The organism is Ureibacillus galli, assembly GCF_014836845.1.
Taxonomy (GTDB): Bacteria; Bacillota; Bacilli; order Bacillales_A; family Planococcaceae; genus Ureibacillus; species Ureibacillus galli.
Genome location: NZ_JACSQA010000010.1, coordinates 36,669 through 50,168, shown reverse-complemented (window position 1 = coordinate 50,168; position 13,500 = coordinate 36,669). Strand labels below are relative to the sequence as shown.

Here is a 13,500-nt window from a genome sequence, read left to right as displayed (position 1 = left end):
ACCATAAAAGGTCCTGCCTTATATATAGGCAGGACCTTTTAGTTTATTTAAGCATTGTCGCTGTTAAAAATTCCCGAGTTCTCTCCTCTTTCGGATGGTTGAAAAATTGTTCAGGTGTGCCGCGTTCAATAATTTTCCCATCATGCATATACACAATCCAATCAGCTACTTCTCTTGCGAATCCCATTTCATGGGTTACAACAACCATTGTCATTCCTTCTTCAGCCAAGTCTTTCATGGTTGTTAAAACCTCTCCCACAAGCTCGGGATCGAGTGCCGATGTTGGCTCATCAAAAAGCATAATGTCTGGTTCCATCGCAAGTGCTCTAGCAATCGCCACCCGTTGCTTTTGCCCCCCTGATAGTTTACTAGGATAGACATCCGACTTATCTTCCAAACCTACTTTTTTCAGTAATTGTTTTGCTTTGATGATAGCTTTCTCTTTGTCTACACCCTTTACCATAATAGGTGCTTCAATAATATTTTCCAGAACCGTTTTGTGTGGGAATAAGTTGAAATTTTGAAACACCATACCTACCTTTTCTCTAATCTTGTTAAGGTCATCTGTCCGTGGATTGACTTCATTTCCCTCAATTATAATATTGCCGTTATCCTTTCTTTCTAAAAAGTTCAAACAACGAAGGAGGGTACTTTTCCCTGACCCACTCGATCCTATTAGACAAACAACATCGCTCTCGTAAACTGTCATGTCGATATTTTTCAATACATGTAAATCTCCAAACGATTTATTCAATTGTTTTATTTTAATCATTTCCTTGGTGTCCATTCTTTTCAGCTCCTATCTGTCACTTACCGTTAATTTTTGTTCAGTTCGGTTCACTACAAATGTCATCAACGCTACTAATAATAAATAGTAGACTGCTACAATAAGTAAATAGGTCATTTCGTCAAAATTATTTGACCCAAGTGTTGTCGCCACATTAAACAGCTCATTCATGGAGATAAATGCGGCTAACGAAGAATCTTTTAAACTTATGATAAATTGATTGCCTAAAGGCGGCAACGCTCTACGGAATGCCTGCGGGAGAATAATCCTTCTTAATGTCAGTGTCTTTGTCATTCCCAAAGAGCGTCCTGCCTCAAACTGGCCTTTATCGACTGACTGGATTGCTCCCCGAAGGATTTCAGAAATATAAGCTCCATTATGTAACGCTAGAGCAAGTGAAGCAGCCCAAAAATCAGGAAGAAGGAAAATCCCGCTAATTCCGAAGTAGAGGATAAATATTTGAACAATTAGCGGTGTTCCGCGAACCAAATAGACATATATATCTGAAATAAGTTCTAAAATTTTTATATTAGAAATTTTTAATAAGGCAAAAACAAGTCCGATGACGATTCCAATTAAGATAGAAACCACCGTCAGCTCTAATGTTAAAAGCATAGCTTTAAAGAATACACCTTTTGTGTCCATTAGTATGTGGAAAAAATGCGAAAAACTTGGCAAAGTACTACTTCCTTTCTTTTATAGCATTGGTTTACTCTGGTTTTTTGGTAATGTCCTCACCAAAATATTTGATACTGATTTGAGTCAGTGTTCCATTTTCCCGAAGTTGTTCCAAAGATTCATTTACTCGTTTCAATAGTTGTGGATTATCCTGGGGCAGCACGACCGCTTGTTCACTGCGATTAATTAATTGCTGTCCTTTAATCTCGAACCCTTCCTTTTCAGCAGTTTTTCCTGTAACAAAATCTGTGATTACTGCATCGTGACGTCCGCTGCTCAACGCCTTTAATGCTGTAATATCGCTGTCATATGTTTTTATTTTGTCTGTATACTTAGAAGCTGTATCGGCATATGTTGATCCTTTTGCAACAGCTACTTCCTTTCCCTTTAAATCTTCGACAGTCCTAATTTTACTATCCGGTCTGGTGAAAATTTTCGGCCCTGAATAATAATACGGGGTAGAGAAAGAAACATGTTTACTTCGCTGTGGGTTAATCGTGTGGCTTGCAACGGCTGCATCTGCTCTACCTGTTTTTACCCCTTCAACAATCCCTTTGAACTTGATTCGTTTCTGAACCGGCTCAAGGCCCATTTCCTTTGCAATCGCTTCACCAACTTCAATATCAAAGCCCGACATTGTGAGATCGTCATTTATATAACTAAATGGCTTGAATTCACCAGAAGTAGCAAAAATAAATTGATCTTTATTTATCAGTTCAGATCCGTCTTCAAGCTTCTGCTTCTCAGCACAACCAGACAAAAAGCAAACTACTATTGTACTAAAGACCAATAGTAACTTTTTATTCAACAACATATTGCTATAACTCCTTTCTTTTTCGATTATTCCTTCAATACCTCTTGCTATATAACTTGCTTATGATAGTTAATACCCAATCTACTCCCGATAAAACAAAAAAAGTATCAGGCACTTTTAATAGTACCCGACACTTTTCTACAAATTCGTATTATATAATTATCTTTCAAGTCTTCTCTTTCCTCTAAAAATGCAGCATTTTAGATGTATAGAACTAAGAAAAACGCACTTACTTATGATACGGTTCGCCGTAACGTTGGATAGGGTAAAAGAAAATTCAAATTGAAATTAATTATTGCGGAATTACGAATGGTGTAATAATTAATTTTCCAAATAAAAATAAGAGGTTGCTAATAAACAACCTCTTAAAAGTCTTATAATGTCATACCGAAAAAACTAGCAATTGAAGCTAAAGAACCGATATTTCCTAAAGAACCTTGAATAAATTTCACCATCTTAGATCCTTCTTCTGTATCATTTTTTTCATATGCTTCTTTCAGTTTTTCAGCAAAGTACTCTAATTGTGCTTTATTGCTCTCGTTTGATTTTTCTGAAATCTCTTTTAACAATTCCGCAAATAGTTTATCTGATTCATCTGATTTTACTTGATTTACCTGTACTACATCATCACCATTATTCAAATTTGGGTTGCCATTTACATTTCCACCAATATGGATAGTTCTACCTTCATTATTCAAAAAACCATCTCCTGACATAACTATTTGTTGTAGTACTTTATCAATATTTACTTGGATTTGGGGGGGCAAATCTCCATAAGGAATATTTCCAGAAATCCCATCCTTAGCAACCACTTGTGCTACTTCCCTTATTTTGCCTCTAAATTTCCCCTTATCTAAGCGTAAATCTTGTTTTTTTTTAAAATCGCCTCTAACTAATTCACGATATTCTGGAGTGATTTCAAATGTTGGAAATAAATTATAGTATGAAGCTAAAAAAGTATTTCCACAAATATCACAATTAAACTCATTGTCGATAATATCTTCTTTATTATCTACTTTAATAATTTTCCGAGCACATATTAATTCTTCGTTAGAACATTTTAATTCCCATTTTAACTTGAGCTCACCTTCTTCTACAAGGCGTAAAAGGTATTCAAATACAGACTCAAGAGAAGTAGCATTAGCGTATTTTAAAACAGCTGTTGGGTAAAAGCTTGAGACCGTACTAAAAGCTAAAAGCTCTACAAAATTTTGTATTTCTCTTTTTTCTTTTAAGTTTACAGACATTACTTTCACCTCACTATTTATTGAATAACAACACCTACGTTTTGAATTAAGTTTTCTCTAACATATTTAATAACTTCTTCAGTAGCAGGTGTTGTAAAGTAAACACTGTCTGTAGTCAATCCTACTCTTATAGTAAAGTTTTTTTCGATACCGTCAACAGGAAACTTGAATTTTATGAATCCACCTTGATGCTGTAAATAAGGTCTCAATGTGTCATATAAGGGTTGCCCTCTCAAGTCTCCAACATTTGTACGCATTCCTACTCGTTCCATACCATTTAGTATAAGTGCTGTGAAAGGAGCTGTTAACAAATGATCTCCAAATGTTTCTGATGCATTCTTTAAACTTTCAATTAATTCTGTTTCACTTTCATCATCGAAATATGAGTTTAAAGCGTTTAAGATATTTAAAATTGCTTGTGCTTGTTCTTCAGTAAAATCTTCTAAGTCTAGCTCAGGCGTTGAAGTAGCATCAATTAATTCCCCATTAAGGGCGCTTGCAATTTGTTCTACGTCATTACCAAAAGGAGCTAAAATTGCTTTGGGTTCCAAAACAATATCTAAATCACCTATTTTTGTAATTGCAGAGGCTATTTTAGTTGCATTTTTAGCATCTGTTCTTATTTCAACAATACCCTCATTTAGGTTTAAATAAGCCGTAGTAATTTCACTTTTGGGAGTAGTAAACACTTGAGTTCCGCTTATAGTTCTTCTGTTCCCACTATTATATACGTATCGTAATAAAATTTCATTCTCATTTAACTCGGCTGCCGCTATTAATTTTGGCTCCGAAGTAAGTTCACTTGCTTCGATAGTTAACACATTTCCAAAGAAATTATGCTCTCCATCAATTAAATGTTTCTTTAATCCTCGTAGAGCCTGTAAATCTACAGCTTTGAACCAAGCTACAGATGTTTTTCCTGATAATAGTCTATTTTCTAAAGATTCTAAGCCATCTCGATTTCCATCAGCTATGTAATCCCATAGCCTTTGAGCTAAATCAAATGAAGTTCCTGTTGTATCTAGTCTTAAATCTGTACAAATTTCTTTTAAAGATTCTTTAGGTAATTTAATTAAGTCTGGTAAAAATGTAATATCAGTTACTTTATTCATTTCTACATCTCCCTTTTTATACAATAAATGTAATTTAAATTATACATTTTAATATAAATATTATAAATCTTTTTTCATTGACTATATTGTTTTATTTTCTCATAAAAATCTCCCTGACTCCTGGTCATATATTTTGAAAAAGTATTTCCACTGTTTCACGCCCACCCCTCTACACATAAATCACTCTTATTACAGCGAAAAAAGGCTTAGTGAGAAGAAAGCCATTATAGAAAGGAGCGGAAAATAATGAATACATATTATTTTGTATTCAAGAATTAATAATTTTTTATGTACGTTTATAAAATAATTGTTATTCAAAAACAGACATCAACATATGGAAACAAGAATTATCAAAGTAATAAATATAATCCACGTTATAAAGGAGCGAAAAACAAATGAAGCAATCAAATCAAGAAACTATAAACAACGTTGTTCAACTAAAAAAAGAATCCTCCTTAACTCCATCGTCGATATCGGCATTACCTGACTTAACGATTACACCGACAGAAGCAAATGAACGCATCGACAAGCTTAAGGATTTCGTAAAGACGTCGATGGTGCACGGCGTTGATTACGGCTCAATCGATGGTTTCTCAAAACCTACAATTCAATCAGCACTTAAATTGGTCTGAGAAAAGACGTAGAGGAAAGAATACCAATCCTGAAATTATTAATGGTGCTCATGTGCCTATAATTTCTACACAACTTTGGGAAGATGTTCAACAGAAGAAAAGGAAGCGTTCATATCGCCCTACACAATCTGATAAACCTTTCATTTTATCTAAATTGCTACGATGCCCTATATGTGGGCATGGCATGGTCTCAGGAAAGTCTAATGGTAATTACCGCTTTTATCAATGTGGGCAATATAAAGCAAAGGGCTCTACTGCGTGTAAACCAAATTCCATCAACGCTGATGTAGCTTAAAAACAAGTACTGGATGAATTAAGACTTACAGTAGAAAAACCTTACTTTATCGATAAGCTTGTAATGACATTAAATGACCGGCGATTACATGCTGAACAACCCTTGTCCGAGGAAAAAAAACGCCTTTATTCATCCAAAGCAAAGATTGAAAAACAGATGGATAATATAGTTAATCAATTGATGGATACACCTGAATTACAAGATGTATTCAAAAAGAAATTGCTTGAATTAAAAGAAGCTGTTTCCAAAATCATTGAACGTATCCAAAAGGTTGAAGAAGAATTAAAGTCTCTTGATACACAACCAATTGATGCAGAAGCACTTAAAAATTTACTTTCCCATTTTGACAATATTATAAATCGCGCTTCGGCTATAGAAATTAAACAGCTTCTTTCCCTCTTCGTCAAAAATATTCATATAACTAAAGATCCTATAAGCTCTGAATACAGTCGTCAAAAAAGTCGTCAAATATCGAAAATCAATCTACTATTTGATTTCACTATTGAATCAATGGCTGGGGTTACTGGAGAATGGTTTAATGAAATGGTTTCTCTAGATTATATTCAACCTATGGATTCTTCTCTTTTAGATTTACCTTCAAATAACGAAAAAACAATAAGGGAAGCATTAGCCTCCCTTTCAGTTTTAGCCCTATTTATGATACGGTTCGCCTTTAATAATTCTAAAGCTACGATAAATTTGTTCTACTAATACTAGTTTCATTAATTGATGGGGAAGGGTCATTTTCCCAAAGCTTAATTTTTCATCCGCGCGTTTTAAAACATCTTCATGGAGACCTAGGGAACCACCGATCACAAAGGCCACCTTACTTGTACCATATGTCATAAGGGATTCTAAATCCTTTGCCATTTCTTCAGAAGATTTCATTTTACCGTTAATCGCTAAGGCAACGACATGCATACCGTCGTTTATCTTCGCCAATATCCTCTCGCCTTCTTTTCGTTTCACGATCTCCATTTCGGCATCGCTTAATTGTTCTGGTGCCTTTTCGTCTGCTACTTCAACTAGTTCAATTTTGGCGTAAGCCCCTAACCGTTTAACATATTCTTCAATCCCCATCTTTAAATACTTTTCTTTTAACTTTCCGACTGAAATGATTGTGATATTCACAACTTATCCACCTTTACAAAACATTCATAAAGTTATTTCCCAACATCAACTTTTAGTACTATACATGCCGTTCATTTCCTATAAGGCAGATAATACTAGTATTTTTACGTTTAGCTATTGTTAGAAAATTTAAATACAAACAATTTATCCACGTTAATATTTCATTTACAAACAACTTATCCACAAAAGTTATACACATATCCACAAGCACATTCTACATATTGTGTAAAGTTATTTACTTGATACAACATATGTTGCTTGCTCTTCACAGTAAGAACATTTTGTGGATAACTTTTCTTCATCTGAAAGTTGATCCATTATTGGAAACTCTTTTGTTTCCGCTACTAGCATATCTAAAGCGTGATTTATATGGGTTTCACAGCTATAAGTTTTCATTTTTTTGTGCCTCCTTAATTTCTGAAATTTCCACAAACTTATTCACAATTTGTTCTATGTTATCCACAAACTATTGTATCAAACAAAAAACGAGTAGGAAAGAAAAGGCTTTTCTTCCACTACTCGTTGTGTAAAACTTTTGTAACGAATTAATTAGTTATCCACAAACTAATCCGTATTATATACTTGTTCCTTCAGTTAACGTTAATTTTAAATCCACTATTTTTCCTTGACGGTATACTTTTAATGCTAATGTATCCCCAATATCCGTTTCGTTATATAAGTGTTGACGAAGATCGATGGAGTTTTCAATTTTTTGACCGTCCATTTCAACAATAACATCATACTGTTCAATACCAGCTTTATCTGCAGCTGAACCTTGCACTACTTCTGAAACAACAACCCCTGTTGTTACTTCTTCAGGTAATTTTAATGTTTGTTGTTGGTAGAACGCTGGTACATCAGTTAAATCTAATAAACCAATACCCATTGTAGGTCGTTTTACTTCACCATTTCGCTCTAATTCTTCTACGATTGGAATAACTGTATTAATTGGGATAGAAAAACCTAATCCCTCAACAGAGGATTCAGCAATTTTCATGGAATTAATTCCTATTAATTCACCAGCAATATTAATTAAGGCACCACCGCTGTTACCTGGATTAATCGCTGCATCCGTTTGTAAAACTTCTGTTTCCCAATCTTCATATCCATCTGAATTTAAATCTACAGGTACTGAACGATCTTTACCAGAAATGACACCCGTTGTGACTGAACCATAAAAATCTAGACCTAGTGGGTTCCCAATTGCAATAACCGTTTCGCCTTGTTTTAATACGTCTGAATCACCAAATTTAGCGACTGTTTTTACATTTTTATTGGAAATTGAAACAACTGCTAAATCTGTCCAAATATCACTACCTACTAACGTTGCCTCTTCTTTTGTACCGTCAGCTAACGTTACCTCAAGCTGTTTTGCTCCTTCTACTACATGGTAATTCGTAATGACATATGCTTTATCACCTTCTGATTTATAGATGACACCCGAACCACTACCAGCTTCTTGTTCTGTCGCTTTTTGATTCCAGAAATCAGTTACTTCTTGAATATTTGTTATTCCTACAACTGCACCAGAAACAGATTCTACTGCCGATGTTATATCTGTTGTAACTTCTGTTGCAGTTTGAGTAACAGTTGTTTCTGAAGTATTCTCGTTGTTGTTTTCGTTTCCTGGAAGTTGATCTGCCATGGATGGAACGAGAAGCCAAATCAGTAAAGCACCAACGATAATTCCTGCAAGTCCGCTAATAAAATAGCCGGCTTTGCTACCTCCTGCCTTTTTATTTGCTCTTCTTCTATTTTCCTCTTCTTGTTCACGCTTTAATCGTTCTTGAAGAGGGGAGTAATTTAAATCATTTTGTTCTTCTTGATTTTTTTCTTCATCATGATTGTAGTTCATCTATTTCTCAATCCTTTCGTTCTCTTGTTGTCATTATGATACAATTCGAACATTAAAATTACATGAAAATGAAATAAAACAAAATTAAAAAAGAAGATACGACATTTTTTGTCATACCTTCTTAAGAATAAATTATACTGTTACAAGCAATGTTGGTTCTTCTGCATCTGTATCATGTAAATGTACATATTCTCCAGCGAGAATACCACAAGATTGCAATGTTTGTGTGACGCTCATCCGCGCTAAATCTTTCATATTATTATCCTTACTTAAATGGGATAAATAAATTTGTGTTGGCTTTTCAAAAACGACTTCACTCATAGCAACAGCAGCATCTTCATTTGATACATGTCCCACATCGCTTAAAATACGACGCTTTATAGACCAAGGATAGCGCCCCATTTGAAGCATTCCAATGTCATGGTTACTTTCAAATACAAAGGAATCTGCCCCTCTTATAATCCCTTTCATTCGATCGCTGACGTAACCTGTGTCTGTTATTAACACCAGTTTTCGATCATTTTCATGAAAAACATAAAACATCGGATCTGCAGCATCATGGGAAACCGCAAAGGATTCGATATCAATCGAACCAAAGGATTTAACTGTCTCCATATCAAACACAAAACGTTGATCAAGTGGAATTGTACCTACATGCCCATCCATCGCCTGCCATGTTTTTTCATTGGCATAAATCGGCACTTTATATTTCCTAGCGACAACGCCTAAACCTTTAATATGGTCGCTATGTTCATGTGTTACTAAAATACCCGATAAATTTTTCATATCGCGATCAATTTTAGCAAACAGTTGCTCCATCTTTTTGCCACTTAAACCGGCATCGACTAAAAATGCATGTTCGTCATTTTCAACATAAATTGCATTTCCAGTACTCCCACTTGCCAAAACACTAAACCGCATATGATAATTACTCCCTACTTTTTTTCTATATCTGTTTCATTTCCTAACTTCGATTCTTTCGTAATACCCTCTTCAATCGTATCTTCCACTTCTTCTACTTTTGAAGCATCGAGCTTTACTTCGATCCCATCTACGGCGTTAACAAAGTACTTTTCCTCTTCATTTTCAGAAGTTTGCACTCGAACTTCCCATGTCGGAACAAATACTTGCTTTTGAGTAAGGGGAACTAACGTTGAATATCCTAACCTCATTTCCGTAATAGTAGAATTAGCATTTATAAGACCTTGGGCATAAAGGGTATAAATAGCTTGTATCGGTTTTAAAATCTTTTTTTCTTCATCATAAGCTTCTATATTTTCTAATAATGTTTGTTCATACATGACAACTTCATTATCTTCATTCCAATAAATCGTAACGAGTCCACTCTCATTATAGATTGTTCGATTATTCACCTGTTGGTAGAAGGTAGCTTTGTTACTCTCATAATCTATGTCCCATAACCTATAGGAAGAGCCTTCATAAACATTTAATTTTAGAAAATCATTAAAAGCGACTTCATTTTCTAAATTAGGAATTTTAACTGGTTCTTTTAATGTTACTATGAGCTTACTTTTATCTTCAAATGAAATGTTTTCAGCATTTTGAATATCTACTTTATCTTCTTCAAAATCTTTTACTTTACCCGAAATATAACTAGCACTTTCAATGTTATTTGGTAATACCCTGTATGTTATATTATCATCTTTTAGACGGGCTTCAATATCGTTCTCTACTAATCCTCCTAATGCTTCCATTTGTTGCTTTTCCGCATGTCGGTTTAAGTAAAGGGAATATAATAAGACATCTAAAATAAGAAATACGACGATGAATATAGATTTTGATTTACTCCAATCCATATTCAGCCCCTCCTATTGATTCCGTCGTTAAACGTGTCCAACTACCATCGTTATTTATAGTAAACCAACTAGGTATAAGCGTATAGACAAAGTTATAGTTTTTCTCTTCTTGAGATAAATAGTAACCTAAAACAATTTCATTAATGTCTTCTATACTTGGAAGTGCCTCACCCACCTCAGCTCCGGAAGGTAACAGTTGATTTGATATATCAAATGGCGTATCGAGTATAAAAGAAGGTCTTTTATATTGGAAAATTTGATTATCACCCCAAGTTGTTGAAATTCGTGTTGAGGTAATTTGACTAAATACAGGAAGATCATGGGCGAACAATTGATACTCTGTTACATGTTTTAAAACATTGCTATATACATATCGGTAGTCCCCTGTTAGTCCTCCATGGTCATTAATAAAGTCAAAACTATCTTGGAACAAAACGGATGGTTTAATTTCGTCTATACTTTCTGATGCAGGATAAACGAAATTAATCGTTCTTGTACTGGCATCAGAAGTCATAGCAGCCATTCCATCGGTATATTTCGTTGATGTATTACTTTCAATATTTTTTTGAACAATATTCGAGTCTTTAAATAAAATATCTTTAAATGTTTCAGGTGACACTTGATTGATAGAATAAGTAAATTTCGGTACTTCTACTGGGTTCGTTGATACATATAATGAAAGATTATTTTTCCTCTCCAGTTCTGTGTATGGAACAGATTGGTTCACTACTTCCATAAAAGTAGACTCAAAATTATTTTTGCTAATAGCCACATCCGTACTATATAGTGTACGATTTTCTTCACTTATAAATAAAAATTGAATGGAATTCGTTTTACTATATTCACTCCAATCGATTATTAAATGACTAAATGTAGTTTCGGGTAAATCATTTTGAGAGAACTCTAAAACGGAAAGAAATGTTTCCATTGGCACTTCATAAGAGAAGAAAAGGGTCATACGATTATCCGTATGAATAGCCGAATTAATCTCCTCTTCCGATAAATTGCTTTGCATAAAGATTAGATTAGATGCACTTAAATCAGCCATCGTTTTCATTATCCGATCGATTTGAGAAGATTGAATGGTACCAAGCAACTTGTCGTTTTCATGAGCTAATATACGATATGGTTTAAGTACTTCATGAAGTTCCTTTTGTTCACCAACAGTAATTTGCTGTACTTGCGATCCTTCAATAGGTTGATAGTTTGGTGTATATGTCCAAATGGAAAAGGTTAATATGAGACTTAAAATGACTAGGAGGAACAAAACAAATGATTTAATTTGCTCGATATGTTTCACTCCCAATCACCCTCCTCATCTAATTCAAATGGTAGCGTGAAGAAAATAGTCGTACCTACACCTTCCTCACTTTCTGCCCAAATTTTCCCCCCGTGGGCTTCAATCATTTCCTTGGCAATAGCTAGACCTAAACCGGTCCCCCCCATTGCACGGGAACGAGCCCGGTCTACTCGATAAAACCGTTCGAAAATTTTCGTTACATTTTCTTTTGGAATCCCCATTCCATCATCAGAAATCATCACTTTTAACATATTTTCTTGGACTGTAAATCCAAATCGTATATTTCCGCCATCTGGTGAATATTTCAATGCATTCGAAATAATATTATCAATTACTTGAGTTAATTTATCCGTGTCAATTTCGACAAAATAGGATGTTTCAGGAATGTAACGAAGGAACTTCACATTTTGGGATTTTGACATTTCAAAACGATCAATAATTCGGTTAAAGAATTTATTAAATTCCACAAATTCTTTATTTAATTTATAATCACGGCTATCCATTTTTGATAGATTTAATAAATCGTTTACTAAACGAATCATTCGTTCCGTTTCAGTTTGCGTTACATTTAAGAAAGTAGGTGCAATATTTTCATCTCTCCATGCACCATCAGCAAGCGCCTCTAAATAGCTTCGCATTGTCGTTAATGGCGTCCGCAACTCATGGGAAACGTTGGCTACAAACTCTCTTCGTTCCATTTCAATTTTCTCTTGCTCTGTATTGTCATGTATAACTGTAATTAGTCCGTTTACAAAGCCAGTTTCTTTTTGAATGACAGAGAAATTCGCTCGAAGAATAAATGGTTTTTCTTCCGTACTATAATCTAAATTAATCGATTCTTTCATATGAATTAAATCTTCAAAGCTATATTCTTGATCGAGCCCAAGAACAGATGCAATGGGACGATTTAATGTTGTTTCACGTGTAACATTTAAGAACATTAAGGCAGGTTCATTAATTAAAATAACCTTTCCTTTTCGATCTGTTGCAATAACACCATCCGTCATATTCGTTAATACGGATGCTAACTTTCTTCGTTCCGCTTCAGTTGTCGATTGGGCTTCTTGCAATCGATTCGTTAAATGGTTAAAGGCAATGGCAAGCTGCCCAATTTCATCGTCTCCATAGACACGAACTTTTCTAGAGTAATTTCCTCTAGACATAGCTAAAGCTTGTCTACGCATATCTAGAATTGGTTTCGTAATCGTTTTTGCAAAGAAGATCCCCAATATGACGGTGATCACAAGGGACATAGCTGTACCGACAGCAAAAATTCGATTGATATCACTCATTTGTTCAAATACTTTTTCAATATTCGATTCAATATAAATGGCACCCATCACTTCGCCATCAGGACCAACAGTATTTAATATGGGTGTTGCAAGAACCCAAACCCTTTTTCTTGTATCTTCATCAAGGGCGATTTCATCTAAATATGTTTCAGCGGAAATTGATTTTGTTACCGTATCCGCATTAAATCGTTGACCAACAATCGATTGATTATCCGCATCCGAAGTCGCAAGCACTTTATTACGATTGTCCATAATGATAATTTCATTAATGTCATTCGTCTTAAATTCTTGTAATATGGCACTGAGACTTTGTTCTTTTGTTAAAGTTGTATCATCTCGTTCCCTTAACAACTCTTCCCGAATACTATATTGGACTAAATCAATTCTTTGTTTAATAGATTCTTGAAAATTCGTTTTTAAATTATCTTCTAATTCGGTTGAAAAATAAATGCCTATAATTTGTAACGCAATAATAATAAGTAATACGTAGATTAAAACGACTTTTACGTGAATCGACTTAAAAAAGCTTACTTTGTGCAT

At 34.5% G+C, this 13,500-nt stretch carries 15 protein-coding genes; 3 read left to right on the top strand and 12 right to left on the bottom strand.

Annotated features, from left to right (window positions below; genetic code table 11):
- Positions 1–43 precede the first annotated feature (43 nt).
- From H9636_RS08670 to H9636_RS08650, 5 genes are all read right to left on the bottom strand, one after another.
- On the bottom strand, positions 44–787 hold the full coding sequence (locus H9636_RS08670; protein WP_318241010.1) for an amino acid ABC transporter ATP-binding protein: 744 nt from the start codon (positions 785–787) through the stop codon (positions 44–46).
- Positions 788–799: 12 nt separating this feature from the next.
- Positions 800–1,465, bottom strand: a complete 666-nt coding sequence (locus H9636_RS08665) for an amino acid ABC transporter permease (RefSeq protein ID WP_191707227.1) — start codon at positions 1,463–1,465, stop codon at positions 800–802.
- A gap of 31 nt (positions 1,466–1,496) precedes the next feature.
- Positions 1,497–2,279, bottom strand: coding sequence for a transporter substrate-binding domain-containing protein (locus H9636_RS08660; protein WP_191707226.1), 783 nt, complete (start codon positions 2,277–2,279; stop codon positions 1,497–1,499).
- A 374-nt stretch (positions 2,280–2,653) separates the two neighbouring features.
- A complete protein-coding gene (locus H9636_RS08655) occupies positions 2,654–3,526 on the bottom strand; it encodes a hypothetical protein (protein WP_191707225.1) in 873 nt (290 codons plus the stop codon).
- Positions 3,527–3,543: 17 nt separating this feature from the next.
- Positions 3,544–4,638 (bottom strand): hypothetical protein, encoded by a 1,095-nt coding sequence (locus tag H9636_RS08650; RefSeq protein ID WP_191707224.1) that lies wholly within the window; start codon positions 4,636–4,638, stop codon positions 3,544–3,546.
- A gap of 395 nt (positions 4,639–5,033) precedes the next feature.
- Here H9636_RS08650 and H9636_RS08645 point away from each other — a divergent pair, with 395 nt between their 5' ends.
- The 3 genes from H9636_RS08645 (at position 5,034) to H9636_RS08635 (ending at position 6,276) form a co-directional block, all read left to right on the top strand.
- Positions 5,034–5,270 (top strand): hypothetical protein, encoded by a 237-nt coding sequence (locus H9636_RS08645; RefSeq protein WP_191707223.1) that lies wholly within the window; start codon positions 5,034–5,036, stop codon positions 5,268–5,270.
- On the top strand, positions 5,224–5,565 hold the full coding sequence (locus H9636_RS19450) for a recombinase zinc beta ribbon domain-containing protein (RefSeq protein ID WP_225230151.1): 342 nt from the start codon (positions 5,224–5,226) through the stop codon (positions 5,563–5,565). The genes H9636_RS08645 and H9636_RS19450 overlap by 47 nt, the downstream gene beginning before the upstream one ends.
- A gap of 63 nt (positions 5,566–5,628) precedes the next feature.
- On the top strand, positions 5,629–6,276 hold the full coding sequence (locus H9636_RS08635; RefSeq protein ID WP_191707221.1) for a hypothetical protein: 648 nt from the start codon (positions 5,629–5,631) through the stop codon (positions 6,274–6,276).
- Here the strand turns inward: H9636_RS08635 and rlmH are convergent.
- The 7 genes from rlmH to walK form a co-directional block, all read right to left on the bottom strand.
- The gene (gene rlmH / locus H9636_RS08630; RefSeq protein WP_191707220.1) at positions 6,217–6,696 is read right to left on the bottom strand and encodes a 23S rRNA (pseudouridine(1915)-N(3))-methyltransferase RlmH; all 480 of its coding nucleotides are present in this window, start codon (positions 6,694–6,696) and stop codon (positions 6,217–6,219) included. The genes H9636_RS08635 and rlmH overlap by 60 nt on opposite strands.
- A 231-nt stretch (positions 6,697–6,927) precedes the next feature.
- Entirely contained in the window at positions 6,928–7,092 is a 165-nt protein-coding gene (locus H9636_RS08625; RefSeq protein ID WP_191707219.1) for a CxxH/CxxC protein, read from the bottom strand.
- A gap of 178 nt (positions 7,093–7,270) precedes the next feature.
- Positions 7,271–8,551, bottom strand: a complete 1,281-nt coding sequence (locus tag H9636_RS08620; protein ID WP_191707218.1) for a S1C family serine protease — start codon at positions 8,549–8,551, stop codon at positions 7,271–7,273.
- 132 nt (positions 8,552–8,683) lie between these two features.
- Complete coding sequence (locus tag H9636_RS08615; RefSeq protein WP_191707217.1) at positions 8,684–9,472, bottom strand: MBL fold metallo-hydrolase; 789 nt, start codon at positions 9,470–9,472, stop codon at positions 8,684–8,686.
- Between the two features lie 14 nt (positions 9,473–9,486).
- Positions 9,487–10,368, bottom strand: coding sequence for a two-component system regulatory protein YycI (locus H9636_RS08610; protein ID WP_191707216.1), 882 nt, complete (start codon positions 10,366–10,368; stop codon positions 9,487–9,489).
- On the bottom strand, positions 10,355–11,668 hold the full coding sequence (locus H9636_RS08605; protein WP_191707215.1) for a YycH family regulatory protein: 1,314 nt from the start codon (positions 11,666–11,668) through the stop codon (positions 10,355–10,357). Before H9636_RS08605 ends, H9636_RS08610 begins: the two co-directional genes overlap by 14 nt.
- Entirely contained in the window at positions 11,665–13,500 is a 1,836-nt protein-coding gene (walK, locus tag H9636_RS08600) for a cell wall metabolism sensor histidine kinase WalK (protein ID WP_191707214.1), read from the bottom strand. Before walK ends, H9636_RS08605 begins: the two co-directional genes overlap by 4 nt.

Excerpts from the sequence above, each read along its gene's own strand:
- H9636_RS08610 (WP_191707216.1), bottom strand. The coding sequence starts at position 10,368 with ATGGATTGGAGTAAATCAAAATCTATATTCATCGTCGTATTTCTTATT.
- H9636_RS08655 (WP_191707225.1), bottom strand. The coding sequence starts at position 3,526 with ATGTCTGTAAACTTAAAAGAAAAAAGAGAAATACAAAATTTTGTAGAG.
- walK (WP_191707214.1), bottom strand. The coding sequence starts at position 13,500 with ATGCACAAAGTAAGCTTTTTTAAGTCGATTCACGTAAAAGTCGTTTTA.
- H9636_RS08650 (WP_191707224.1), bottom strand. The coding sequence starts at position 4,638 with ATGAATAAAGTAACTGATATTACATTTTTACCAGACTTAATTAAATTA.
- H9636_RS08620 (WP_191707218.1), bottom strand. The coding sequence starts at position 8,551 with ATGAACTACAATCATGATGAAGAAAAAAATCAAGAAGAACAAAATGAT.
- H9636_RS08670 (WP_318241010.1), bottom strand. The coding sequence starts at position 787 with ATGGACACCAAGGAAATGATTAAAATAAAACAATTGAATAAATCGTTT.
- H9636_RS08645 (WP_191707223.1), top strand. The coding sequence starts at position 5,034 with ATGAAGCAATCAAATCAAGAAACTATAAACAACGTTGTTCAACTAAAA.
- H9636_RS08625 (WP_191707219.1), bottom strand. The coding sequence starts at position 7,092 with ATGAAAACTTATAGCTGTGAAACCCATATAAATCACGCTTTAGATATG.
- H9636_RS19450 (WP_225230151.1), top strand. The coding sequence starts at position 5,224 with ATGGTTTCTCAAAACCTACAATTCAATCAGCACTTAAATTGGTCTGAG.
- H9636_RS08615 (WP_191707217.1), bottom strand. The coding sequence starts at position 9,472 with ATGCGGTTTAGTGTTTTGGCAAGTGGGAGTACTGGAAATGCAATTTAT.
- H9636_RS08635 (WP_191707221.1), top strand. The coding sequence starts at position 5,629 with ATGACATTAAATGACCGGCGATTACATGCTGAACAACCCTTGTCCGAG.
- H9636_RS08660 (WP_191707226.1), bottom strand. The coding sequence starts at position 2,279 with ATGTTGTTGAATAAAAAGTTACTATTGGTCTTTAGTACAATAGTAGTT.